The sequence below is a fragment of the Methylobacterium sp. UNC378MF genome, from assembly GCF_900103195.1.
GTDB lineage: Bacteria > Pseudomonadota > Alphaproteobacteria > Rhizobiales > Beijerinckiaceae > Methylobacterium.
Genome location: NZ_FMWU01000018.1, coordinates 98,223 through 121,181 on the forward strand (window position 1 = coordinate 98,223; position 22,959 = coordinate 121,181).

Sequence of the window (22,959 nt, forward strand, 5' to 3'; positions counted from 1 at the left end):
CGGAATCACCATCAAGCTGCGGCCGCTGGAGCGGGAGGACCTGCGCTTCGTCCACCAGCTCAACAACAACGACAGCATCATGCGCTACTGGTTCGAGGAGGCCTACGAGTCCTTCGCCGAATTGCAGCAGCTCTACGAGCGCAATATCCACAATCAGACCGAGCGCCGCTTCATCGTCGCCGAACCCAGTGGCGAGCCGGCCGGGCTGATCGAGCTGGTGGAGATCAACCACCTGCACCGGCGCTGCGAGTTCCAGATCGCGATCCACCCGAGCTTCCAGGGACGCGGCTATGCCTGGCAGGCCACGCGGATCGCCATGGATTACGCATTCAGCGTGCTCAACATCCACAAGCTCTACCTGCACGTCGACCGGGACAATGCCCGGGCGGTGCGCATCTACGAGCGCTGCGGCTTCCATCCCGAAGGCGTGCTGAAGGACGAGTTCTTCGTGAACGGGCGCTATCGCGACGCGGTGCGGATGTGCCTGTTCCAGCCCGAATATCTGAAGGCCCGCGGCGGGGGCGGCGACATCGCGGAGCCCGTCCTAAAGGTGTGAGACGGCCTTCGCCTGAAACCTCCGCTTGATGCTGCGCCTTCCGACCGCACGCGCGAGGCGATAAATTCAGGTCAGGCGACATCAGCGGGCGGGGTGCCGCGGACTTCCTCCGCAGCGCTTGCCGGGACGATCGCGAAGCGAACGGCCGGAAGCGCCATGAGGGAGGAGCCGAACGGCCCCTCCCCGTTCTCTTCCGCTCAGTTGCGACCGGCACCCGTCTGGCCGCCGGTCCGGCCGGCGCCCTGGGTACCACCCATGCCAGCATTGCCGCCGCTCATGCCGCCGCGCTCCGCGCCGCCCATCCGGCCGCCCTCGGCGCCGGACTTCATGCCGCCCTGCTGGCCGCCGCGATCCGACGCGTTGCGGATGCCGTCCTGCTGACCGCCGCGCATGTCGCTGTTGCGCATGCCGTCATTCTTGCCGTCCCGGCCGGACGCCCGATCCATCCCGCGGTCTTGACCACGGTCGGTGCGGTCCATGCGGCCGTCGTTGCGGCCTTCCTTCTGCGACACATCGCGGACGCCGTCCCGCCCTTCGCGCTTGTCGAAGTGCGCCCCGGCGCGCTGCTCGGAGCGGAAGCTTGCGCTGACCGCGCCGCCGCCGCTCAGGCGACGATACTCGTCGGAGCCGTAGCGCACCCGCTGGCCGCGGATCGTCACGAAGCGGTCCTCCCGGACGGAGACGAGGCGCCGGTACTCGGGCGACCCGTAGACGACCCGCTGGCCGCGGATGACCACGTAGCGCTCGCGCGGCCCCGTCTCGCGGACACTGACGAGACGCCGGTACTCGGGCGAGCCGTACAGAACGCGCTGGCCGCGGATGACGACGTAGCGCGCGCGCGGACCACGGTTCTCGGTGACGATCAGGCGGCGATACTCCGGCGAGCCGTACACGACCCGGCGGCCGCCGATGAACACGTAGCGGCCCTCGCGGCGGAAGCCGCCCTCGACCCGCTCGGACCGGACGTCGGTCCGGCTGACATCGGTCCGGCCGCGGAAATCGGTGCGGTCGGCGCGGCGGTCACCGCGGCGGTCGTCACGCTCGGCCCGGGCGCCGTCACGGTCGCCGCGCTCGTTCCGGTCGGCGCGGGCACCGTCGCGACCGCCGCGCTCGGCTCCGGCACGATCGCGATTCTGATCTCGATCCTGGGCCATGCGGCCCTCGTTGCCGGCGTCGCGTCCCTGTGCGGCCCGGCCCGCATCGGCGCCGGAGCGGTCGGACGCGGCCTGACGATCGCCCTTCATGTCCCCCTGCATGCCGCCGCGCTCGCCGCCGGCCTTCATGCCGGACTCGGCGGCGCCCTGGCCGCCGCGTCCACCCATCCCGGCGCCGCGCTCGGCCCCACCCTGCTGGGCATAGGCCGAGGTGCTGATCAGCAGCGCGGCCAACCCGATCGACAATGTCCGCATAGCGAATCCTCCAATGTTGAATCTGCCACGCAACGTCAAAGGTCGCGAAACGGTTCAGCCTGGAGGTCCCAAAAATTTACGCAACGAATACCGAACTTCGGGCGTTTCGCGCGAAAAAGCTTGGCCGTAAGCGCAGCTATGCTGTCCGCTGCGCCCGCGGAGCGGCTCTCTACTGGCTCGGCTGTCCGGCGATCTCCGCCTCGATCTCCTGCGGATCGAGATCGTAGCGCCGGGAGCAGAACTCGCAGGTGATGACGATGCGGCCGTCATCCGCCACCATGTCGTGCCGCTCCTGCGGCGAGAACGAGCGGATCATGCCCATCACGCGCTCGCGCGAGCAGCGGCAGGTCTCGTGGACCGGCTGCCGATCGAACACCCGCACCCCGCGCTCGTGGAACAGCCGGTAGAGCAGCCGCTCGCTCGACACGTGCGGATCGACCAGCTCGTGATCCTCGACGGTGGTGACCAGCGAGCGCGCCTCGACCCAGGCATCGTCCTCCGGCGCCCCGCCGGAGAGATGCGCGTGGCCTTCCGGGATATCCCCCGGCGGCAGGTCGGCGAGGCGTGCCCGGTCCACCGACTGGGGCAGGAACTGCACGAGCAGCCCGCCGGCCCGCCAGTGCCCGGCCCCCTCCTCCACGGCCTCGGCCACGGCGAGGCGCACCTGCGTGGGGATCTGTTCCGACTGGCGGAAATACTGGTGTGCGGCCTCCTCCAGGCTCTGGCCCTCCAGCGCCACGACGCCCTGATAGCGGCTGGCGGCGGTACCCTGGTCGATCGTCATGGCCAGATGGCCGGTGCCGATCAGGTCGGAATCCCGGAGCGGGCCGGTGCCGAGGGCGGCGACCCGCTCCGCGTCGAAGCGGGCCGTGGCGCGCAGCCGATCGGGGGCCTCGAAATCGACCACGATCATCGTGACCGGGCCGTCGGTCTTGGTCTGGAGCTGGAACCGGCCCTCGAATTTGAGGGAGGAGCCGAGCAGCACCGTCAGCGCCGCGGCCTCGCCGAGGAGCCGCGCCACCGGGTCGGGATAGCCGTGGCGGCGCAGGATCGTGTCCACGGCGGGACCGAGCCGGACGACGCGCCCGCGCACGTCGAGCGCCTCGACGGCAAAGGGCAGCACGGCGTCGTCCGCAGCGGCATGGCCGTTACCGGTGTTCTGGACCTGCGGCTGCGATGGCGACTGGGGGTGCGACTGCGTTCCTGAGGTCATGCCCTCTCCGATCGATGCGTCCGGCGGCTCATGCCGGCAAGGCGGGGATCCGTCTTCCCGGCGGCCGGGCGGCGTGAGGCGATGACCTTGGCGGAGCGATCGGATCCCTCACCCCGTCCGGCCCGGAGCGGGAGCGGCGGCGCAGCGCGCTCCGTTCGTCGCCGGGATGCCGCCTTCCGGCAGCCGTGATGGGGAGGCGGACGGCACGGGCCGCCCGCTCACGCCTATATGGTGCGCCGACCCCGCCAGCGCGAGGCCGGACAGGGTGCGGTCGGACCCGGCGACGTGTGGCGACGGAATCAGAGCCCGTTCGCGCCCAGGCACCAGGCCAGGATGCCCTTCTGCGCGTGCAGACGGTTCTCGGCCTCGTCGAACACCACCGAGCGCGGCCCGTCCATCACCTCGGCCGTCACCTCCTCGCCGCGATGAGCCGGGAGGCAGTGCATGAAGATCGCGCCCGGATTCGCCGCCGCCATCAGCTTGTCGTTGACCTGATAGGGGCTGAGCAGGTTGTGGCGGTGGGCCTCGTCGTCGTCGCCCATCGACACCCAGCAATCGGTGACCACGGCATCGACGCCGTCCACCGCCGCGAAGGCGTCGGTGGTGACGTGGACGTCGGCGCCCTCCTGCTGCGCCCAGGCGAGAAGCGCGGGCGGCGGCGCGAGTTCGGGCGGGCTCGCGACGTTGAGCGTGAAGTCGAAGCGAGCGGCCGCATGAACCCAGCTCGCCAGCACGTTGTTCGAATCGCCCGACCACGCGACCTTCCGTCCCCGGATCGGCCCGCGATGCTCCTCGAAGGTCAGCACGTCGGCCATGATCTGGCACGGGTGCGAGACCTTGGTGAGGGCGTTGATCACCGGGACGGTGGCGTATTCGGCCAGTTCCAGCATCTGACCGTGGTCCAGGATGCGGATCATGATCGCGTCGACGAAGCGCGAGAGCACCTGCGCGGTGTCACCGATCGTCTCGCCACGGCCGAGCTGCATCTCGGAGCCGGTGAGCATCAGGGTCTCGCCGCCGAGTTCGCGCATGGCGACGTCGAAGGACACGCGGGTGCGGGTCGAGGGCCGGTCGAACACCATGGCGAGGGTCTTGCCCGCCAGTGGGCGCTCGGTGGCCAACTCGCCCTTTCGGCGGCGCGCCTTGATGGCGGCGCTGGCATCGAGGACCCGGCGCAGCTCCGCCCCGGAGAAATCCTTGAGATCGAGGAAATGACGAGGGCCGGCACCGTTCAGGTGCCTGGCCGGGGCCTGTGCCCGGCCGTCAATCTGGGCTTTCATCGCGTCACAATTACTAGAGTCTGCTCAACGATCACCTGATCATGAACCGCACTCTACCTCCTGGCAGGGGCATTTCCGTCAGGCGCGGCGGGATCGGCCGCACCCGGAAACGCTTCGGGCCGCCCTTCGAGGTCCGGAGGGCGGTGTTCGCAAATTCGGGGCTCGGCGCTACTCGGCCGCGCCGCGCACGGCCTCGAAACCGGATGCCGTCGCGTCCAGGCGCCGGACCGCCTCGTCGATCTCGGGCTCGCCGATGGTCATCGGCGGCAGCAGGCGGACGATGTTGTCGCCTGCCGGAATCACCAGAAGATGCGCGTCCCGTGCGGCGGCGGCAAAATCCGTGTTCGGCACGCCGAGCTTGAGGCCGAGCATCAGCCCCTCGCCGCGGATCTCCTCGATGACATGCGGATGGCGGTCGCGCAGGGCGGCGAGCTTCTGCTTGAGCAGTAGGCCGGAGCGGGCGACGTGTTCGAGGAAGCCGTCCGCCAGCACCACGTCCAGCACGGCGTTGCCCACCGCCATGGCGAGCGGGTTGCCGCCGAAGGTCGTGCCGTGCGTGCCGGCGGTCATGCCGCGGGCGGCCTCTCGGGTCGCGAGGCACGCCCCGAGGGGGAAGCCGCCGCCGATGCCCTTGGCCACGCTCATGATGTCCGGGGTGATGCCGGACCATTCATGCGCGAACAGCCGGCCGGTGCGGCCGACGCCGGTCTGGACCTCGTCCATGATCAGCAGCAGACCCTGAGCATCGCAGATCTCGCGCAGCCGGCGCAGATTTGCGTGGGGAATGACCCGCACGCCGCCCTCGCCCTGGATCGGCTCGATCATCAGCGCCGCCGTCTCCGGCACGATCGCCGCCTCCAGGGCCGCCCAGTCGCCGGCCGGGACCTGATCGAAGCCCTCGACCTTCGGCCCGAAGCCCTCGATGTATTTCTGCTGGCCGCCGGCCGCGAGGGTCGCCAGCGTCCGCCCGTGGAAGGCGCCCGCGAAGGTGACGATCCGGTAGCGCTCGGGATGCCCGCCGGCCGCATGGTACTTGCGGGCGATCTTGATCGCCGCCTCGTTGGCCTCCGCGCCCGAGTTGCAGAAGAAGACCACGTCCGCGAAGGTCGCGTCGACGAGGCGCTGCCCGAGGCGCTCGCCGCCCGGGATCTGGAACAGGTTCGAGGTGTGCCAGATCTTGGCCGCCTGCTCGGTCAGCGCGCCGACCAAGTGCGGATGCGCGTGGCCGAGGCCGTTCACTGCGATGCCGGCGCCGAAGTCGAGGTATCGCTCGCCGCCCTCCGTCACGAGCCAAGCGCCCTCGCCGCGCTCGAAGGCGAGCGGCGCGCGGGCGTAAGTCGGCAGAAGGGCTGACGTCACGGGTCCCATCTCCGTTTCACGCAGGATCTCGGAGCCAGCGTTGAGCCGGCTCCAAATGAAAGTGCCGCCTCAGGGATGGGCGGCACGCGCGCGATTACTATGAAAGAGCCGGCCGCTGTCAACGTTTCAATGGCCGGCGGACCCGCCGGGCAGGCCTGCACGGGGCTCGCACAGCGCTGATCTCGGCGGCCGATCTGTAGGGCCTTACCGTGCGCCGTCGGCGAATCACCCGCCCGCGGAACGGACGCCCGAAGGCCGCCGCCGGGACAGGCCATCGCCGCCGCGCGTCCAGCCTTCGGGCGGTCCAGCCCTTGCGCCGCAGGGTGCCGCCGTGCTCCTGCTCCCGCGGATTCGACGGAAGCTGGGAGATCCCGATGAGCACGATCAAGGAACGCCTGGAAGCGCAGGGTCTCACCCTGCCCAAGGCGGCGGCGCCGGTCGCCAACTACGTGCCGTTCGTGCGCACCGGCAACCTCGTGGTGATCTCCGGTCAGGTCTGCTTCGGCGCGGACGGCGCCATCGCGGCCGAACACAAGGGTAAGGTCGGCGGCGGGGTCACTGCCGAAGCCGGGAAGGCGGCCGCCCGGCTCTGCGCGCTCAACGTCCTCGCCCAGCTCGAGGCGGCGGTGGGCGACCTCGACCGCGCGGTGGTCCAGTGCGTGCGGCTCGGTGGCTTCATCAACGCGGCGCCGGGCTTCTCGGCCGTGGCCGGGGTGATGAACGGCGCCTCCGACCTGATGGTCAAGCTGCTGGGCGACCGCGGACGCCATGCCCGCTCCACCGTCGGCGTCGCGGAGCTGCCCCTCGACGCCGCCGTCGAGGTCGAGGCCCTGTTCGAGGTCCGCTGACCATGGCCGCCCCCGACTGGCTCACCGCGCGGCCGATCGCCCATCGCGGTCTGCACGACCGGGCGGCGGGCCGGCCGGAGAACACGCTGGCGGCCGCCCGGGCGGCGGTTGCGGGCGGTTTCGGCATCGAGTGCGACGTCCAGATGAGCGCCGACGGCGAGGCCATGGTCTTCCACGATGTCGCCCTCGGGCGTCTCACGGGGGCGCGCGAGGCAGTAGCCGACAGGTCGGCCGCCGAACTCGGGACGCTGGCCGTGGCGGGATCCGCGGAGACGATCCCGACCCTGCCGGCCTTCCTGGCGGCGGTGGCCGGGGCGGTCCCGGTGGTGATCGAGGTGAAGTCCCGCTACGACGGCGACCTGCGGCTCGCGACCCGCAGCGCCGAAATCGCCGCGGCCTATGCCGGGCCGGTGGCGCTGAAATCCTTCGATCCGCAGGTGGTCGCGGCCCTGCGCGATCTCTGCCCGGCCACGATCCCGCGGGGGATCGTGGCGGAAACGACCCAGGACGATCCGGTCTACGCGGCTCTGACTCCTTCGCTCCGCAGGTCGCTCTCCGACCTGCTGCATTTCGCCGAGACGCGGCCCGACTTCCTGTCCTGGCGGGTGGACGACCTGCCCTGCGCGCCGACCCATCTCTGCCGGCTGCTCGGGCGGATCCCGGTGATGACCTGGACGGTCCGGACCGCGGAGCAGCGTGCCCGTGCCGCCGCGCATGCGGACCAGATGGTGTTCGAGGGGTTCGTGCCGTAAATATTCTGCGGCGGGCCCGGTCATGGCGACGGCGCGCGGATCCGGTTTCGGCGAACCGGCGGAGTGACGTCCGCGGCCGTCTGACAAGGCTTCGACCGCCGCCGCGCGCATCCGCCCGCTTGCTCCGCGCCGGGCACGGGCTAGACTCACGCCCATGAAGCAAGCACCCGGGCCGACGCCGGAGACCGCCGCACTGACCGTGCGAGCGCTTCCCGGATTGAAGGAGATCGGCGCCGCGGATTGGGATGCCTGCGCCTTCTCACCCGAGACCCTGGCCGACGGCGACGAGACCCACAATCCCTTCGTGTCGTACGCCTTCCTCTCGGCGCTGGAGGAGTCCGGCTGCGTCTCGCGCAGGACCGGCTGGCTGCCGCTCCATGTCTCCGTGGAGCGCGACGGCGAGCGTCTCGGCCTGGCGCCCTGCTACCTGAAATCGCACAGCCAGGGCGAGTACGTGTTCGATCACGGCTGGGCCGACGCCTACGAGCGGGCCGGCGGCGAGTACTACCCGAAGCTGCAGGTAAGCGTGCCGTTCACGCCGGTGACCGGTCCGCGCTTCCTGATCGCCCCGGGCGCCGATCCGGATGAGGCCACCGCCGGGCTCGTTGCGGGCCTGCGGGCGTTGCGCGGCGAGACCAAGGCTTCCTCGATCCACGTCACGTTCATGCGCGAGGCGGAGTGGGACAGGGCGGGGGCTGCCGGGTTCCTGCAGCGCACCGATCAGCAGTTTCACTGGCAGAACGACGGCTACGCGGGCTTCGACGACTTCCTCGCCGCCCTCGCCTCGCGCAAGCGCAAGACCATCCGCAAGGAGCGCCGCGACGCCCTCGCCCCCGGGATCACCGTGGAGCACCTGACCGGCGCCGACATCACCGAGGCCCATTGGGACGCGTTCTACGCCTTCTACATGGACACGGGTTCCCGGAAATGGGGGCGTCCCTACCTCAACCGCCGGTTCTTCTCGCTTCTGTCCGAGCGCATGGCCGACCGGGTGCTCCTCGTGATGGCCAAGCGGGCGGGCGCCTACATCGCCGGCGCGATCAACCTGATCGGAGACACGGCGCTCTACGGGCGCAACTGGGGCTGCGTCGAGGATCACCCGTTCCTGCATTTCGAGGTCTGCTACTACCAGGCGATCGATTTCGCGATCGCCCGGGGTCTGAAGCGCGTCGAGGCCGGCGCCCAGGGGGAGCACAAGCTCGCCCGCGGCTACCGGCCCGTCCTCATGCACTCGGCCCACGACATCGCCGACCCGGCGCTGCGCCGCGCGGTGGCCGATTACTTGCAGCGCGAACGCGCCCACGTCGCCGAGGCGGTGGACGTCCTCGACACGTTGACGCCCTTCCGGCGTACGGATGAGGGCGACGCCTGCGACGGCGCGGTGCGTTCCAAACCATCACCCCCCGAGAGCCCCTGAGACATGAGCCCGATCGACCGCATTCAGACCTATGCTGACGAGCTGACGGCGCTGCGCCGCGACCTGCATGCCCACCCGGAACTCGGCTTCGAGGAAGTTCGCACCGCCGGCATCGTCGCCGACCTGCTGGAAACATTCGGCTGCGAGGTGCATCGCGGGGTCGGCGGCACCGGCGTGGTGGGCCTGCTCAGGGGGCGCACCGACAACGGGAGGCGCATCGGCCTGCGCGCCGACATGGACGCCCTGCCAATCGAGGAGGAGACCAACCTCCCCTACCGCTCCACCTACGCCGGCAAGATGCACGCCTGCGGGCATGACGGCCACACCACGATGCTGGTCGGCGCGGCACGCTACCTCGCCGAGACCCGCGACTTCGACGGCACGGCGGTGTTCGTCTTCCAGCCGGCCGAGGAGGGCCGCGGCGGCGCCCGGGCCATGCTGAAGGACGGGCTGTTCGAGCGCTTTCCCTGCGACGAGATCTACGGCCTGCACAACCAGCCCGGCGGCGGCCACGGCATGATCAAGCTGCGGCCCGGTCCGATCATGGCGGCGGCCGACTTCTTCGACATCCACATTCGCGGCAAGGGCATCCACGCCGCCCAGCCGCACCGGGGCGTCGATCCGATCATCATCGCCACCGGCCTCGCGCAGGCGCTCCAGTCGATCGTCTCGCGCAACGCCGATCCGCTGAAGTCCATCGTCCTCTCGATCACCCGGATCGAGGCGGGCTCCGCCTACAACGTCATTCCGGAGACGGCCCATCTCGCCGGAACGATCCGCACCTTCGACAAGGAGATCCGGGCGCTCGCCGGTACCCGCATGCGCGAGCTGGCGGCGGGCTTCGGCGCGGCCTACGGCGCCGAGGTCACGGTCGATCTGCAGGACGTGTTCTCCGTGCTGGAGAACGCCCCCGAGCAGGCGGCCGCCGCCACGGAGGTCGCCACCGAGCTGTTGGGGGCGGACAAGGTCGAGGCCAACGTCGTGCCGAAGATGGGCAGCGAGGACTTCGCCGACATGACCATGGCGGTGCCCGGTGCCTATGTCTGGCTCGGCGCCAATCCCGGACCGGGGCTGCATAATGCCGCCTACAATTTCGACGATTCGATCATCCCGATCGGCAGCGCCTTCCTCGCGCGGATGGTCGAGCGCCGCACCGCCGCCTGAGGTGCCGGCCTCCCGCGCCAGCCGGGCTTTCCGGATGGCGGGCGATGTCGCCCCGTCTGCCAGGGCGGCCGTCGACAGGCCGGCCGAACGGTGCGAATCCTGACAGACTAGGCCCGCGAACCAACGCGGGCCTCGACGGGAGGAGGCAATGTCACCGGAGATACGGGAATCGCGCGCGGCGCTTATCCTGCTAGCCACTTCGGTAGGAGCGGTCCTGATTTTCGGCGCCTTCACGCTGCTCACGCAGCTCGGGTAAGGCGCGGCAGGCAGTGCGACGCTGCTCGATGATGGCGCTCGCTGCGGCGCCCGCCGCCCCGACATCGTCGGTCGCGGCGGCGCTCAGATCGCCCTCGGCGGCCGCAGCAGACCGATCCCGGCGGGATCGAAGGCCGCACTCTTGATGATGGCGTGGACGTCGCAACCCGGCGTGAGCCCGAGTTCACGGACGGCCGCCGTCGTCACGCGCGCCACGATGCGTGCGCCGTTGCAGTCGATCTCCAGCGCCGTCTCGGCGCCCACGGGAGCCGATGCGCAGATCCGGCCGGCCAGCACGTTGCGGGCGCTGAGCCCGCGGGGGCGCTCGATGGCGACGAGCACGTCGCGGGCGGGAATCCGGACGCGCAGCCGCGTCCCGGGGGGGCGCGACAGCCCCGGCACCAGGAGGCGCCCGGCGGTGCCGGTGAGGCATGTGAGCCCCGTCGCACCATCGACGGCTTCGACGACCATGTCGAGGAGCGCGCCGGCCTCGGCCTCGTGGATCGGCACGAGATCGGCCCGGCGCAGGATCGTTTCCGCTGGGCCGATGGCGGCCACCCGCCCGGATTCCAGCACGATCACCGTGGTGGCGAGCCGCGCCACCTCGGACACGGCGTGGCTGACATAGATGATCGGGACGCCGGCCTCGTCGCGCAGCCGCTCGATATAGGGGAGGATCTCGGCCTTGCGGGCCTCGTCGAGGGCCGCGAGGGGTTCGTCCATTAGCAGCAGGCGCGGCTTGGCCAGCAGCGCCCGCCCGATCGCCACCCGTTGGCGCTCACCCCCCGAGAGGCCCGCGGGTCGCCGCTCGAGGAGATGGTCGATGCCGAGCATCCCCGTCACCGCCGAGAAGGCCGCGGGATCGGCACGGCGGCGCGCGAAGACGCGGCCGTAGCCGAGATTGCTCCGGACGCTGAGATGCGGGAACAACCGCGCATCCTGGAACACCACGCCGACCTGCCGCCGATGCGGCGGCAGGATCAGCCCGGTCGCGGTGTCGACCCACGGAGCCCCCCCGGCGACGATCCGGCCCCGGTCCGGCCGGGCGAGGCCGGCGATCAGGTCGATCAGCGTGGTCTTTCCGGAGCCGGAGCGCCCGAACAGGGCGGTGAGCCCGGACCCCGCCTCGAAGGTGGCGTCGAGCGCGAAGGCGCCGCGCCGGAGCTGGACATCGACCTGGATGCTCACGTGGCGGGACTCGGGTAACAGGGGCCCCGGCGCGTCCCGGCGCCGGCCCGGACTTGCCCGCGATGATGACGGTCCACCATCTTGAGAACAGCCGCTCGCAGCGCGTGCTCTGGCTGCTGGAGGAACTCGGGCTGCCCTACCGTGTGACGCGCTATGCCCGCGATCCCTGGACCCTGCGCGCGCCCCCCGAACTCGTGGCCGTGCACCCGCTCGGCAAGGCGCCGGTGATCACCGACGGCGCGACGGTGGTCGCGGAGACCGGCGCGATCGTCGCCTATCTCACGGGCCTGGCCAGTGAGCGGCTGGTGCCCGAACACGGGTCGGAGGCCCGACGGCGCTACGTCTACTGGTCGCATTACGCGGAAGGCTCGGCGATGCCGCCGCTGCTGCTGAAGCTGGTCTTCGGGCGGCTGGCGCCGAGCAGCCCGTGGCCGCTGCGTCCCCTCGTCCGCCGCATCGCCGACACGGTGGTGCGGGGGTTCGTCGATCCGGATCTGCGCCGGCATGCGGCTTTCTGGGAGACGGAACTCGCCGGCCAGCCGTATTTCTGCGGCGCCGACTTCACCGCGGCCGACATCCTGATGAGCTTCCCGCTGGAGGCCTTCGCGGCGCGGGGCACGGGCGCGGGCCCGCGCGTGAGGGACTGGCTCGCACGCATCCACGCCCGTCCGGCCTATCAGAGGGCGCTGCAGCAGGGCGGCCCCTACGCGTATGCCTGAGCGGGTCTTCCGCTTCGGGGCGTCGGCCATTCAGCCGGCCCCCAGCCGTCTCCCGACCCGCGCGGCCAGGACTTCCGAGACCAGCAGGGCCGTGACCGACAGCGCGATCGAGATCAGGGTGAGGCGCAGGGCCGGCCCCTCCCCGCCGGGAACCTGCGTCAGCGTGTAGATTGCCGACGGCAGCGTCTGGGTCTCGCCCGGGATGTTCGACACGAAGGTGATGGTCGCGCCGAACTCGCCCATCGCCTTGGCGAAGGCCAGCACTGCTCCCGCGAGGCAGCCGGGCAGGCTGAGCGGCAGCGTGATCGTCAGGAACACCGCGACGGGATGCGCGCCCAGCGTCCCGGCCGCCTGCTCCAGCCGCCGGTCCACCGCCTCGATCGATAGCCGCATCGCCCGCACCATGAGTGGGAACCCCATCACCGCGCAGGCGAGCGCCGCCCCCGTCCAGCGGAAGGAGAAGACCACGCCGATCTCGGCGAGGGGGGCGCCGAGCAGACCCCGCCGGCCGAAGGCCAGCAGCAGCAGGTAGCCGGTGACCACTGGGGGCAGGATCAGCGGAAGGTGGACCAGTCCGTCGAGCAGAGCGCGGCCTGGAAAGCGACGGCGCGCGAGCAGCCAGGCCACGGCGAGGCCGGGCACGACGCTCGCGAGCGTGGCCACCGTGGCTACCCGAAGGCTGAGGCCGACGGCGGTCCATTCCTCCGGTGTCAGGCCGAGCAAGGGATCGGCGCGCCGCTACTGGCTGGCGCCGGGCTGCGCGACCACCGTGAAGCCCTGGCGCTCGAAGAAGCCCCGGGCATCCGGGCCGCGCAGGTAGGCGAGCAGGGTGTCGGCATCCGGGTTGCGCGATTCCTTGGTCACGGCCGCAGGATAGACGATCGGCGGGTGGCTGTCGGCCGGAAAGGTCGCCAGCACGTGTACGCTCGGCTCGGCGGCCGCATCGGTGGCGTAGACGATGCCGAGCGGCGCTTCGCCCCGGGCGACGAGCAGCAAGGCGGCGCGCACGTTCTCGGCCTGGGCGACCTGTCTCTTCACGGCCTCCCAGGCGCCGAGCTTCTCCAGGGCCGCCCTGCCATACTTGCCGGCCGGGACGGCGTCGATCGTCGCCATCGCCAGGCGGCCGCCGCCGAGGATCCGCGTCAGCGTGCTGCCGGGATCCGGTGCCAGGGCGATCTGCGGATCCGCGGTGCCGTCTTTCGGCCCGGGGGCGATCAGCACCAGGGCGTTGCGCAGGAGATCGATGCGCGAGCCTGCCTTCAGCAGCCCGGCCCGGTCGGCGTAGTCCATCCAGGCGCGGTCGGCCGAGATGAACAGGTCCGCCGGCGCGCCCGCCTCGATCTGCTTGGCGAGGGCGTTCGAGCCGGCATAGGAGATCCGCGCGGTCTTGCCGGTCGCCCTGGTCCAGGCGGTAGCGGCATCGTCCAGCGCGTTCTTGAGGCTTGCGGCCGCGAACACCACGATGGGCTCGTCCGCCCGCGCGACGCGGCCGAGAGGGGCAAGCGCGAGCGACGCGAGGAAATGCGCAGCGAGGATCCGTCGCGTCAGGCGCATGAATGGGGTCTCCCCGTCGCGACCCGCTATATACGGCGGTGAACGACGGGGACCATACGGGCCCGGCGGCCACCGGCCAAGGGCCCGTCGCCGGCGCGGGATCGTGGAGACCCGTACACGTCAGCCGAGCTTCGCCTCGGGACCGTCCTTCGGCTCGGCTTCCGCCCGGTGCAGGCGGCTCAGGAGAACTAGGAGGTGGCCGGGGAGCGGCCCGTCCGGTGCGGGACCGCCGAAAATCCGTTCACGCGGCCGGGCCTGCACGGCCGTACCGGTGACGACCACGGGCCCGCGGGGGCCGGAACGCCGGGACTTGGTCACGCTGTACGCACCCTGCTCAATCGTGATTCACGTAAAAAGCTGGCAAAAACGCCGTCGGCAGCGGCGGGTTCCACCGCGAAGGTGGATGATGTGGTCAAATCGCAATCATTCTGCCGTATTCCTGGGCAGTTCCAAGCACGAATCGGGATATGCGGCCTACCACGTTCGGATATCGTGCCGCTCGGCTGAGCGCCCTTCCGGAAGACCGCTCATGCCATTCGCGACCAGCAGCGCCCAGAGCGTTGCCGCGGCGGTGGTGACCACCGCGAAGAAGACGCTGATCAGGAGGGGCGAGATCATGGCGGTTCGATTGTCTGTCAAAACCGGCGCGCCGCCTCACGAAGTGCGGCGCGCCTGAGTTAAGGGTCTGGCCTTGAGGAAGCCGAGATTGTTTAAGCACACAGGATGGCCCGACGTACTGATTTAGGTCGGGGAGAAGATAAGTATTGGCGCTTGTGTCTGCCCGGCCACAAAGGGTGGAACGGCACGTCGGCGGTGCTGCCCGCTCGACCGAGCGCGTTTTTTTTTGCGCTAGCCCCTGGGCTGCGGCGCGCCCGGGCGTTAGAGCCCGGAATCATGCTCGAAGGCCTGCCGCCCCACCGCCCGTCCCATGTCCTGCGCCTGCTGACCGACGAACGCTCGGCCCGCGCGATGACCGATCTCCTGGGCGAGATGTTCGATCCGACGCAGACCGCGGTGGCGGCCTTCGAGGACGAGGACGGGCGCACATGGCGCCTCGAGGCCTATTTCGCGGATGAGCCCGACGAGGATTACGTCCGCGCGCTGATCCGGCCGGTGATCGGCGACGCGGCCGACGCGGCCGAGTTCCGCACGATCGCGCAGCAGGATTGGGTGCGCGCGTCGCTCGAGGGGCTGAAGCCGGTCCGGGCGGGGCGCTTCGTCGTGCACGGGTCGCATGACCGCGAGGCCGTGCGGGGCAACGATCTGTCCATCGAGATCGAGGCGGCTCTGGCCTTCGGCACCGGCCATCACGGCACGACGCTGGGGTGTCTCCGGGCTCTGGTCTCGGAGCTCAAGCGCCGGCGCCCGGCCCATATCCTCGATGTCGGCACCGGAACCGGAATCCTGGCCTTTGCGGCCGCCAAGGCACTGCGGCAGCCCGTGGTGGCCGGCGACCTCGACGCGGAGGCCGTGCGCACGGCGCGCGAGAATGCCCGGGCCAACGGGCTCGGACCCTATCTCAAGCTCTACGAGGGGCCGGGGGTGCGCCACCGCCTCGCCGACCGGCCGCGCCATTTCGATCTCGTCTTCGCCAATATCCTGGCCCGGCCGCTGAGGCTCCTCGCGCCGACCCTGTCGCGGGTGGTCGCCGCCGAGGGCGTGCTGGTCCTGTCGGGCCTGATCGAGCGCGACGTGCCCGGCGTCCTCTCGGCCTACCGCCTCCAGGGCTTCTCGCTGGTGCGCCGTGGCGTCATCGAGGGGTGGGTCGCCCTGGTCCTGATGCGCGGCGGCGCGGCCCGACGCCCGCGGCGCTGAACCGCTCCGAACCGCCCGCCCGCCGGCGCGTTATCCGGTCATGAGCCAGAGGTCGCTCCACGATCCGCCCGCGGACCCCATCGCCGAGGGCGCCCGCGCCCGGGCGCAGGGACGTCCGAAGGATGCCTGTCCCTATCCGGCCAATTCGGCAGCCCGCAAGGCGTGGCTGGAAGGGTATGACGGCGCGCCCAGCGAGCGGGCTCCGGACCTGCCGATGACCGACGCCTGATCAGCGCGCGGTGCGCAGCCGACCCGGCCGGCTCGGCCCGACCGGTTTTTCCGGATTCGACGATCCCGCCGGCTCTCCCTGCGCCACCGGCGCGCCGAGCGCCGCCATCAGCACGCGCAGACCGTCGATCCATTCCTCAAGTTCGGCGATTGAGTCGAATCCGTCGCGGCGGATCACCGTGTCGGGCTCGATCGTCACGACGGCGTCGAAGCGGCCATCGAGTCTGTCGCTGATCCGGTAGTAAACGCGGCGTGGCATGTCCGAGGAATAGGCCAAATCCGGCGGCGTGATAAGATTGTTGACGATCTTTAACCACCGCATCCTGCTCCTCGGCGTGCGGGTGGGGTGTTGCGACGCGGGAGCGGCGGGCGCTAGGCTCGCCGCATGACAGAGACCAGCCCGTCCCGGCCGCGCCCGCGCTTCCAGAGCTTCGAGGACCCGAGCCACCGGAAGGGCGCGGAGCGGATCGAGGCCCTGCGGGCCGCTCTGCGCGAGCACGGGCTCGACGGCTTTGTCGTGCCGCGGGCCGATGAGCATCAATCCGAATACGTTCCGGCCGATGCCGAGCGTCTGGCCTGGCTCACCGGCTTCACCGGCTCGGCCGGGACGGCCGTGATCCTGATGGAATCCGCGGCGCTGGTCGTCGATGGGCGCTATACCCTGCAGGCGCCCGAGCAGGTCGATACCGGCATCCTCGCGGTGGTGCCGCTGGCCGAGTCGACGCCGGAGGCCTGGATCGCCGCCAACCTCAGGCGGGATCAGGTGCTGGGTTACGATCCCTGGCTGCATACGCCGGATAGTCTGGCGCGCCTGGAGCGGGTCGTGACCCGGGCCGGCGGCGCGGTGCGGGCGGTGCCGAACCTCGTCGACGCGGTCTGGGCCGGCCGCCCGCGGCCGCCCGCCGGACCCGTGGTGGTCCATCCGGACACGCTGTGCGGCGAGTCATCCGCCGACAAGCTCGGCCGGGTTCGGGCAGCCCTCGCCGAGGGCGGCTGCGATGCCCTGGTGATCTCGGATCCGCACAATCTCGCCTGGGCCTTCAACCTGCGCGGCGCCGATGTCGCGCATACGCCGCTGGCGCTGGGCTACGCCATCCTGCCGCGCGCGGGGCTGGCGCGACTGTTCCTCGTCTCGCCGAACGTCGATCCGGCCCTGCGCGCGGCGCTCGCCCCGATCGCCGAGATCCTGCCCCGGGCAGAGCTGGACGACGGGCTGGCATCCCTGGCCGGTGTGCGCGTCCGCCTCGATGCGGCCACCGGTGCAGTCGCCCTGAAGGAGAAGATCGAAGCCGCCGGCGGCACCGCCGATGTCGGCAAGGATCCGATCACCGGCATGAAGGCGGTCAAGAACGCCGCCGAGATCGCCGGCGCGCGGGCCGCCCATATCCGCGATGGGACGAGTGTCGTGCGCTTCCTCGCCTGGCTCGACGGCGCCGCCCTGGGCGGTGGCCTCACCGAGATCGCCGCCGTCGAGGCGCTCGAGGATTTCCGGGCCGCGGGCGGCGATCTGCGCGAGGTGTCGTTCCCGACGATCTCGGGATCCGGGCCGAACGGGGCGATCGTCCATTACCGGGTCAGCCGCACCACCGACCGGGCGGTCCAGACCGGCGAGCTGTTCCTGATCGATTCCGGTGCGCAATATGCAGACGGCACCACCGACATCACCCGCACGGTCGCGGTGGGTGTGCCGAGCGCTGAAATGCGCGACCGCTTCACACGGGTGCTGAAGGGACATGTCGCGATCGCCCGGGCGGTGTTCCCGGTCGGCACGACCGGCGCACAGATCGACGCCTTCGCACGGGCACCGCTCTGGCAGGCGGGCCTCGACTTCGATCACGGCACCGGCCACGGCGTCGGCGCCTTCCTGTCTGTGCACGAGGGGCCACAGCGGATCGCCAAGACCGGCACGGTGGCGCTGGAGCCCGGCATGATCCTGTCGAACGAGCCCGGCTATTACGCCCGCGGCGCCTACGGCATCCGGATCGAGAACCTTGTCCTGGTCGAGCCCCGCGCGATCGCCGGCGGCGAGCGCCCGATGCTCGGCTTCGAGACGTTGACGCTCGCCCCCTACGACCGGCGGCTGATCGAGCCGGACCTTCTCGAACCGGAGGAGCGCGCCTGGATCGACGCCTATCATGCCCGGGTACGCGACGCCCTGGCGTCCGGGCTCGATGCCGGGACCCGCGACTGGCTGGAGCGGGCGACGGCACCGCTTGACACTTGAGTCCCCGGCGCAGGACCCCGGGCGCGGCCCGTGGTAAGACCCGGGACCATGAAAATGCCCGCCCCGGACTGGACACGCCGCGCATGAAACCGCGACCGTCCTGCGCGCGAAGGGACAGTATGATCCGCCGTCTCGCCATTCTGATCCTGGCCTTCGCCGCGAGCCTCTCGGCCGCTGCGGCGCAGGGTCTCCCGCAAGGCTTCCGCACGCCGCCGGACCTCGTGCGGGCGAGCCTCGTGGCGGAGCCCGCGGCGGTTGCTGGCGCGCAGCCTTTCACGCTGGCGGTGCGGATGCAGATCAAGTCGGGCTGGCACGTCTACTGGCGCAATCCGGGCGATTCCGGCCTGCCCCCGGAGGTGACCTGGACCCTGCCGGCCGGCTTCAATGCCGGCGCGATCCGGTGGCCGGCGCCGGAGCGGATCCCGATCGCGACGCTCATGAATTATGGTTACGAGGGCGAGGTCACGCTCCTCGTGCCCGTGACGCCGCCGCCGAGCCTCGACCCGGCCGATCCCGTGCAGATCCAGGCGAAGCTGACCTATCTCGTCTGCGAGACCGAGTGCGTCCCGGGTTCGGCCGATCTCGCTCTCACCCTACCGGTGGGCAAGGCCGAGCCGGACCCGGCCAACGCCGCTCTGTTCGCGCGCGCCCGCGCCGCGCTGCCCGTGCCGGCGCTCTGGCCCCTGCGCCTGTCGAGCCAGGGCGACACCCTGCGCCTCGATTTCGCCGCGACCGGCCTCAAGGCCGACTCCATCCGGAACGCCGCGTATTTTCCCTATGCCGAGACGGCGATCGACAACGCCGCCGCACAGGTGATGTCCGTCGACGAGACCGGCGTGCACCTGACCGTCGGGCGGAGCAGCCCGACCGATCCGGCTCCCGCCACCCTCCCGGGCGTCCTGACGCTCGACGAGGTCGGCACCGCCGGAAGCCGCCGCCTCGCCTTCGCGTATGGGGACGAGCCCGTGCTCCCGGCCGCCGCGGCGGCCTCGAGCGCTCCGAGTCCGGTCGCAGCCCCGCCGGTCGCCGCCGACTTCGACGCGTTGACCCTCGCGACCGCCGCGGTCTTCGCCTTCCTGGGCGGGCTGATCCTCAACCTGATGCCCTGCGTCTTCCCGGTTTTGTCCATCAAGGTGCTGAGCCTCGTGCGGCATGCCGGCGAGGGGCCGGCCCGGCTGCGGATGCACGGCCTCGCCTATACGGCGGGCGTTCTGGCGAGCTTCCTGGGTCTTGCCGCCCTGCTGATCGCCCTGAAGGGTGGCGGGGCCGCGATCGGCTGGGGGTTCCAACTGCAATCGCCCGCCATGGTGGCGGGGCTCGCCTATCTGCTGTTCGCGATGGGCCTGAGCCTGTCGGGTGCAGTCCATGTCGGCGGCCGACTCGCCGGCCTCGGCGACGGCCTTACCCACCGTGCCGGCCTGAGCGGCTCGTTCTTCACGGGCGTGCTCGCGACCCTGGTGGCGACGCCCTGCACGGCGCCGTTCATGGGCTCGGCTGTGGGCTTCGCGCTGACCCAGAGCGCCGGCGTCGCGCTCGCCGTCTTCGCGAGCCTCGGCTTCGGCCTCGCCCTACCCTTCCTGGTGCTCACCCTCTGGCCGAGGGCCTTGCGTGCGCTGCCGCGGCCGGGCGCCTGGATGGAGACCCTGAAGCAGGTCCTCGCCTTCCCGGTCTACGCCACCGTGGCGTGGCTGATCTGGGTGCTGGCGCAGCAGGTGGATCCGCGCGGCCTGCTGGCGGCGCTGATCGGCCTGGTGCTGGTGGGCTTCGCCGCCTGGGCCTGGGAGCATGGCCGCGCCGCCGCGCCCAAGGTCGGCCGGATCGCGCAGGTCGCCGCGGCTCTCGCGCTGATCGCCGTGGCCGCCCTTGCGGTGACCCTGCCGCGGGACCGCGCCGTGCCGTCGGCGCAGGCCGCCGCCGACGGGGTCGAGCCGTTCACCCAGGCGCGCCTCGACGCCCTGGTCGACGCGCATCGCCCCGTCTTCATCGACATGACGGCCGCGTGGTGCATCACCTGCGCGGTGAACGAGGCGACCTCGCTCAACACCAAGGCCGTGCGCGCCGCGATGGCCGAGCGCGGCGTGACCTACATGAAGGGCGACTGGACCAATCAGAATCCCGAGATCACCCGCCTCCTGGAGAAGCACGGGCGCAGCGGCGTCCCGCTCTACCTGCTCTACACCGGAACCGGGGAACCCCAGGTTCTCCCGCAGATCCTCACCGAGGGGACGGTTCTGGCGGCGCTGGAGGCGGTGCCAGCCGTGTCCGGCCGGAGCGCGGCGCTGGCCCGCTGAAAGGTCGAGAGGGTCCTGAAGCCGCACGCGCGTCGAAACGCCCGGCCCGCTGTCCTTGCGAGCGGAGCGACGCAATCCGGCGGCGCCGCACCCGCCGACGTCGTATGGCCGAGCGGCACGGCCCCGCGCGCGTACTGAGGCCGCGGCCGACCGATCCTCGTTCCGGTACGCTTCGATCCCGCCTCAAGCTTCCAGCGAGAAGGTCTCGTCGAAGGCATAGCCCGAGCCGCGAACCGTGCGGATCGGATCGGCTTGGCGCGGGCCGTTCAGCGCCTTGCGCAGCCGCCCGACATGGACGTCGACGGTGCGCTCGTCGATGTAGACGTCGTGCCCCCAGACCCCGTCGAGAAGCTGCTCGCGGGAGAAGACCCGGCCGGGCGCCAGCATCAGGAATTCCAGGAGCCGGAACTCCGTGGGGCCCAGATGCAGCTCTTCGCCGCCGCGCCGGACGCGGTGGCCGGTCCGGTCGAGTTCCAGGTCGCCCGCTGCCAGCCGATCCGAGACATGGGCGGGCTTGGCCCGACGCAGCAGCGCGCGGATCCGGGCGAGCAGTTCCGGCACGGAAAACGGCTTGACGATGTAGTCGTCGGCGCCGGTGCCGAGACCGCGGATCCGGTCGCCCTCCTCGCCCCGGGCGGTGAGCATGATCACCGGCAGCCGCTCGGTCTCGCGGCGCGCCCGGATCCGGCGGCAGAGCTCGATCCCCGAGAGGCCCGGCAGCATCCAGTCGAGCAGGACGAGGTCCGGGATCCGCTCCGCCAGGAGCACTTCGGCATCGTCGCCGCGCGCCGCCGAATCCACCAGGAAGCCCTCGGCTTCCAGGTTGTAGCGCAGCAGCGTGGTCAGCGCCTCCTCGTCCTCGACGATCAGGACTTGCATGCTCACGTTCGAAGATCCGTTCTACCGGCGGTCCGGCGGATGCTGCAGGAGGCGCCGCCGCGCCTCAACCCATACGTACGGTCACTCCGGCCGCGCCCCGCGGGAAGGCGCGTGCCATGCGGCGCCGGGGCCGCGGCCGGGCGCTCACGGAGCCTGGACACCGTCCACCGTCACATAGTTCGACGCATCGTTCTTGGGCCGGTCGCCCGCCAGGGTCTCGCCGGTGGCGAGATAGTGGATCGTCTCGGCGATGTTGGTGGTGTGGTCGCCGATGCGCTCGACGTTCTTGGCGCAGAACAGCAGATGTGTGCAGAACGAGATATTGCGCGGATCCTCCATCATGTAGGTCAGGAGTTCGCGAAACAGGGAGTTGTACAGGGCGTCGATCTCGCCGTCGCGCTCCCAGACGTCGTGGGCCGCCTGGACGTCGCGGCTCGCATAGGCGTCGAGCACGTCCTTGAGCTGGCCCTCGGCGAGGTCGCTCATGTGGCGCACGCCGAGCACGATCTTCTGGGCCGGCGCCTGGTCGGAGATCGCCACCACCCGCTTGGCGACGTTCTTGGCGAGGTCGCCGATCCGCTCGAGATCGCCGGAGACGCGGATCGCCGAGATGGTCTCGCGCAGGTCGATCGCCAGGGGCTGGCGCCGGGCGATCAGCAGGACCGCGCGCTCCTCGATGTCCCGCTGCAGCGCGTCGAGGCGCTTGTCGGCGAGGATCACCGCCTGGGCGAGGGTGTCGTCCCGGCGCACGAGGGCGTCGGTCGCCTCCGCGGTCATCTTCTCGGCGACGCCGCCCATCTCCGAGATCGAGCGACGCAGGTTCTCCAGGTCGGTGTCGTAGGAGGTGACGATATGGCCGGGCATGGCGGATCCTTCGATGGGGTCCCGGGGACGGCCCTCCGGGAGGCTTGCGGGATCTGCCGGCGCGCCGGAGACGCGAGCGGCGGTCCCGGGACCGGAGCGGCCCGGCAGACTAGCCGAAGCGGCCGGTGATGTAGTCCTGCGTGCGGCGTTCCGTCGGGTTCATGAACATCCGATTGGTCGGACCGAACTCGACGAGCTGCCCCAGATACATGAAGGCGGTGAACTGCGAGATGCGCGCCGCCTGCTGCATGTTGTGGGTGACGATCACGATCGTGAACTCGTCGCGCAGCTGCTCGATCAGCTCCTCGATGCGGCCGGTGGAGATCGGGTCGAGGGCCGAGGTCGGCTCGTCGAACAGGATCACCTCTGGTTTCTGCGCCACCGTCCGGGCGATGCACAGGCGCTGCTGCTGACCGCCGGACAGGCCGGTCCCCTGCTGCCGAAGCTTGTCCTTCACCTCGTCCCACAGGGCGGCCTTGCGCAGGGATTCCTCGATCCGGCCGTCCAGCTCGGATTTCGGCAGCTTCTCGTAGAGGCGCAGGCCGAAGGCGACGTTGTCGTAGATCGACATCGGGAACGGCGTCGGCTTCTGGAACACCATGCCGATGCGCGAGCGCAGCTCGTTCAGGTCGATGGACGGGCTGAGGATGTTCTCGCCGTCGAGCAGGATCTCGCCCTCGGCCCGCTGCTCCGGGTAGAGGCTGTAGATCCGGTTGAAGCAGCGCAGCAGGGTGGACTTGCCGCAGCCGGACGGGCCGATCAGCGCCGTGACCTGCCGGTCGTGGAAGTCGAGGTTGACGTCCTTCAGCCCGTGGAAGCTTCCGTAGTAGAAGTTCAGGTCCTTCACGGCGATCCGCACGGGGCCGCCCTCGTCGGCGCGGTTGCGGTTCAGCTCGACCGTGGGGATCGCGGAGGCGGCGTTCATCGTCGTGTCCTCGAAAGGG

At 70.8% G+C, this 22,959-nt stretch carries 23 protein-coding genes; 10 read left to right on the forward strand and 13 right to left on the reverse strand.

Annotation, left to right across the window (positions count from 1 at the left end; all coding sequences use genetic code 11):
- The first annotated feature begins 4 nt into the window (after window positions 1-4).
- Complete coding sequence (gene speG / locus BLT59_RS19375) at window positions 5-556, forward strand: spermidine N1-acetyltransferase (RefSeq protein ID WP_280141061.1); 552 nt, start codon at window positions 5-7, stop codon at window positions 554-556.
- Window positions 557-753: 197 nt separating this feature from the next.
- On the opposite strand, the gene BLT59_RS19380 is transcribed toward speG, so the two are convergent.
- From BLT59_RS19380 to BLT59_RS19395, 4 genes are all read right to left on the reverse strand, one after another.
- Complete coding sequence (locus BLT59_RS19380) at window positions 754-1,965, reverse strand: hypothetical protein (protein ID WP_091783994.1); 1,212 nt, start codon at window positions 1,963-1,965, stop codon at window positions 754-756.
- A gap of 169 nt (window positions 1,966-2,134) precedes the next feature.
- On the reverse strand, window positions 2,135-3,178 hold the full coding sequence (locus BLT59_RS19385; RefSeq protein WP_091783997.1) for an Hsp33 family molecular chaperone: 1,044 nt from the start codon (window positions 3,176-3,178) through the stop codon (window positions 2,135-2,137).
- 299 nt (window positions 3,179-3,477) lie between these two features.
- Window positions 3,478-4,458: an ornithine carbamoyltransferase gene (gene argF, locus BLT59_RS19390; RefSeq protein ID WP_091783999.1), complete on the reverse strand. Its 981-nt coding sequence runs from the start codon at window positions 4,456-4,458 to the stop codon at window positions 3,478-3,480.
- A gap of 168 nt (window positions 4,459-4,626) precedes the next feature.
- Window positions 4,627-5,817: an aspartate aminotransferase family protein gene (locus BLT59_RS19395; RefSeq protein ID WP_091784142.1), complete on the reverse strand. Its 1,191-nt coding sequence runs from the start codon at window positions 5,815-5,817 to the stop codon at window positions 4,627-4,629.
- Between the two features lie 374 nt (window positions 5,818-6,191).
- Between BLT59_RS19395 and BLT59_RS19400 the strand changes: the two genes are divergently transcribed.
- The 4 genes from BLT59_RS19400 to BLT59_RS19415 all read left to right on the forward strand — a co-directional run bounded on the left by BLT59_RS19400 (window position 6,192) and on the right by BLT59_RS19415 (window position 9,998).
- A complete protein-coding gene (locus BLT59_RS19400) occupies window positions 6,192-6,665 on the forward strand; it encodes a RidA family protein (RefSeq protein ID WP_091784002.1) in 474 nt (157 codons plus the stop codon).
- Window positions 6,666-6,667: 2 nt separating this feature from the next.
- Window positions 6,668-7,417 (forward strand): glycerophosphodiester phosphodiesterase family protein, encoded by a 750-nt coding sequence (locus BLT59_RS19405; RefSeq protein WP_091784004.1) that lies wholly within the window; start codon window positions 6,668-6,670, stop codon window positions 7,415-7,417.
- Between the two features lie 154 nt (window positions 7,418-7,571).
- Window positions 7,572-8,834, forward strand: a complete 1,263-nt coding sequence (locus BLT59_RS19410; RefSeq protein ID WP_091784007.1) for a GNAT family N-acetyltransferase — start codon at window positions 7,572-7,574, stop codon at window positions 8,832-8,834.
- Window positions 8,835-8,837: 3 nt separating this feature from the next.
- Window positions 8,838-9,998 (forward strand): M20 aminoacylase family protein, encoded by a 1,161-nt coding sequence (locus BLT59_RS19415; protein WP_091784010.1) that lies wholly within the window; start codon window positions 8,838-8,840, stop codon window positions 9,996-9,998.
- A gap of 339 nt (window positions 9,999-10,337) precedes the next feature.
- On the opposite strand, the gene modC is transcribed toward BLT59_RS19415, so the two are convergent.
- The gene (gene modC, locus BLT59_RS19420; RefSeq protein WP_091784013.1) at window positions 10,338-11,441 is read right to left on the reverse strand and encodes a molybdenum ABC transporter ATP-binding protein; all 1,104 of its coding nucleotides are present in this window, start codon (window positions 11,439-11,441) and stop codon (window positions 10,338-10,340) included.
- A gap of 62 nt (window positions 11,442-11,503) precedes the next feature.
- Here modC and BLT59_RS19425 point away from each other — a divergent pair, with 62 nt between their 5' ends.
- On the forward strand, window positions 11,504-12,160 hold the full coding sequence (locus tag BLT59_RS19425) for a glutathione S-transferase (protein ID WP_091784016.1): 657 nt from the start codon (window positions 11,504-11,506) through the stop codon (window positions 12,158-12,160).
- A 30-nt stretch (window positions 12,161-12,190) separates the two neighbouring features.
- Here the strand turns inward: BLT59_RS19425 and modB are convergent, their stop codons facing one another.
- The 4 genes from modB to BLT59_RS31370 form a co-directional block, all read right to left on the reverse strand.
- Complete coding sequence (gene modB / locus BLT59_RS19430) at window positions 12,191-12,883, reverse strand: molybdate ABC transporter permease subunit (RefSeq protein ID WP_091784019.1); 693 nt, start codon at window positions 12,881-12,883, stop codon at window positions 12,191-12,193.
- Window positions 12,884-12,898: 15 nt separating this feature from the next.
- Window positions 12,899-13,714, reverse strand: coding sequence for a molybdate ABC transporter substrate-binding protein (gene modA, locus BLT59_RS19435; protein WP_091784022.1), 816 nt, complete (start codon window positions 13,712-13,714; stop codon window positions 12,899-12,901).
- 120 nt (window positions 13,715-13,834) lie between these two features.
- A complete protein-coding gene (locus BLT59_RS19440) occupies window positions 13,835-14,032 on the reverse strand; it encodes a hypothetical protein (RefSeq protein WP_091784025.1) in 198 nt (65 codons plus the stop codon).
- 156 nt (window positions 14,033-14,188) lie between these two features.
- Window positions 14,189-14,332, reverse strand: a complete 144-nt coding sequence (locus tag BLT59_RS31370; protein ID WP_175544063.1) for a hypothetical protein — start codon at window positions 14,330-14,332, stop codon at window positions 14,189-14,191.
- A 276-nt stretch (window positions 14,333-14,608) separates the two neighbouring features.
- On the opposite strand from BLT59_RS31370, the gene BLT59_RS19445 reads away from it, so the two are divergent.
- Together BLT59_RS19445 and BLT59_RS19450 are read left to right on the forward strand one after the other, a co-directional pair.
- The gene (locus tag BLT59_RS19445) at window positions 14,609-15,529 is read left to right on the forward strand and encodes a 50S ribosomal protein L11 methyltransferase (RefSeq protein ID WP_091784028.1); all 921 of its coding nucleotides are present in this window, start codon (window positions 14,609-14,611) and stop codon (window positions 15,527-15,529) included.
- Window positions 15,530-15,569: 40 nt separating this feature from the next.
- Entirely contained in the window at window positions 15,570-15,758 is a 189-nt protein-coding gene (locus BLT59_RS19450) for a ribosome modulation factor (RefSeq protein WP_091784031.1), read from the forward strand.
- On the opposite strand, the gene BLT59_RS19455 is transcribed toward BLT59_RS19450, so the two are convergent.
- On the reverse strand, window positions 15,759-16,034 hold the full coding sequence (locus tag BLT59_RS19455; protein ID WP_244514057.1) for a hypothetical protein: 276 nt from the start codon (window positions 16,032-16,034) through the stop codon (window positions 15,759-15,761).
- A gap of 108 nt (window positions 16,035-16,142) precedes the next feature.
- Here BLT59_RS19455 and BLT59_RS19460 point away from each other — a divergent pair, with 108 nt between their 5' ends.
- Window positions 16,143-17,981, forward strand: coding sequence for an aminopeptidase P family protein (locus BLT59_RS19460; RefSeq protein WP_091784034.1), 1,839 nt, complete (start codon window positions 16,143-16,145; stop codon window positions 17,979-17,981).
- Between the two features lie 119 nt (window positions 17,982-18,100).
- Window positions 18,101-20,272: a protein-disulfide reductase DsbD family protein gene (locus BLT59_RS19465; RefSeq protein WP_175544064.1), complete on the forward strand. Its 2,172-nt coding sequence runs from the start codon at window positions 18,101-18,103 to the stop codon at window positions 20,270-20,272.
- Window positions 20,273-20,455: 183 nt separating this feature from the next.
- On the opposite strand, the gene phoB is transcribed toward BLT59_RS19465, so the two are convergent.
- The 3 genes from phoB to pstB form a co-directional block, all read right to left on the reverse strand.
- On the reverse strand, window positions 20,456-21,151 hold the full coding sequence (gene phoB, locus BLT59_RS19470) for a phosphate regulon transcriptional regulator PhoB (protein ID WP_091784037.1): 696 nt from the start codon (window positions 21,149-21,151) through the stop codon (window positions 20,456-20,458).
- Between the two features lie 144 nt (window positions 21,152-21,295).
- Window positions 21,296-22,015, reverse strand: a complete 720-nt coding sequence (gene phoU / locus BLT59_RS19475; RefSeq protein WP_091784040.1) for a phosphate signaling complex protein PhoU — start codon at window positions 22,013-22,015, stop codon at window positions 21,296-21,298.
- A gap of 109 nt (window positions 22,016-22,124) precedes the next feature.
- The gene (gene pstB / locus BLT59_RS19480) at window positions 22,125-22,940 is read right to left on the reverse strand and encodes a phosphate ABC transporter ATP-binding protein PstB (RefSeq protein ID WP_091784042.1); all 816 of its coding nucleotides are present in this window, start codon (window positions 22,938-22,940) and stop codon (window positions 22,125-22,127) included.
- Window positions 22,941-22,959 lie beyond the last annotated feature (19 nt).

Excerpts from the sequence above, each read along its gene's own strand:
- BLT59_RS19380 (WP_091783994.1), bottom strand. The coding sequence starts at position 1,965 with ATGCGGACATTGTCGATCGGGTTGGCCGCGCTGCTGATCAGCACCTCG.
- BLT59_RS19385 (WP_091783997.1), bottom strand. The coding sequence starts at position 3,178 with ATGACCTCAGGAACGCAGTCGCACCCCCAGTCGCCATCGCAGCCGCAG.
- argF (WP_091783999.1), bottom strand. The coding sequence starts at position 4,458 with ATGAAAGCCCAGATTGACGGCCGGGCACAGGCCCCGGCCAGGCACCTG.
- BLT59_RS19400 (WP_091784002.1), top strand. The coding sequence starts at position 6,192 with ATGAGCACGATCAAGGAACGCCTGGAAGCGCAGGGTCTCACCCTGCCC.
- BLT59_RS19405 (WP_091784004.1), top strand. The coding sequence starts at position 6,668 with ATGGCCGCCCCCGACTGGCTCACCGCGCGGCCGATCGCCCATCGCGGT.
- BLT59_RS19410 (WP_091784007.1), top strand. The coding sequence starts at position 7,572 with ATGAAGCAAGCACCCGGGCCGACGCCGGAGACCGCCGCACTGACCGTG.
- BLT59_RS19415 (WP_091784010.1), top strand. The coding sequence starts at position 8,838 with ATGAGCCCGATCGACCGCATTCAGACCTATGCTGACGAGCTGACGGCG.
- BLT59_RS19425 (WP_091784016.1), top strand. The coding sequence starts at position 11,504 with ATGATGACGGTCCACCATCTTGAGAACAGCCGCTCGCAGCGCGTGCTC.
- modA (WP_091784022.1), bottom strand. The coding sequence starts at position 13,714 with ATGCGCCTGACGCGACGGATCCTCGCTGCGCATTTCCTCGCGTCGCTC.
- BLT59_RS31370 (WP_175544063.1), bottom strand. The coding sequence starts at position 14,332 with ATGATCTCGCCCCTCCTGATCAGCGTCTTCTTCGCGGTGGTCACCACC.
- BLT59_RS19445 (WP_091784028.1), top strand. The coding sequence starts at position 14,609 with ATGCTCGAAGGCCTGCCGCCCCACCGCCCGTCCCATGTCCTGCGCCTG.
- BLT59_RS19450 (WP_091784031.1), top strand. The coding sequence starts at position 15,570 with ATGAGCCAGAGGTCGCTCCACGATCCGCCCGCGGACCCCATCGCCGAG.
- BLT59_RS19460 (WP_091784034.1), top strand. The coding sequence starts at position 16,143 with ATGACAGAGACCAGCCCGTCCCGGCCGCGCCCGCGCTTCCAGAGCTTC.
- BLT59_RS19465 (WP_175544064.1), top strand. The coding sequence starts at position 18,101 with ATGATCCGCCGTCTCGCCATTCTGATCCTGGCCTTCGCCGCGAGCCTC.
- phoB (WP_091784037.1), bottom strand. The coding sequence starts at position 21,151 with ATGCAAGTCCTGATCGTCGAGGACGAGGAGGCGCTGACCACGCTGCTG.
- phoU (WP_091784040.1), bottom strand. The coding sequence starts at position 22,015 with ATGCCCGGCCATATCGTCACCTCCTACGACACCGACCTGGAGAACCTG.
- pstB (WP_091784042.1), bottom strand. The coding sequence starts at position 22,940 with ATGAACGCCGCCTCCGCGATCCCCACGGTCGAGCTGAACCGCAACCGC.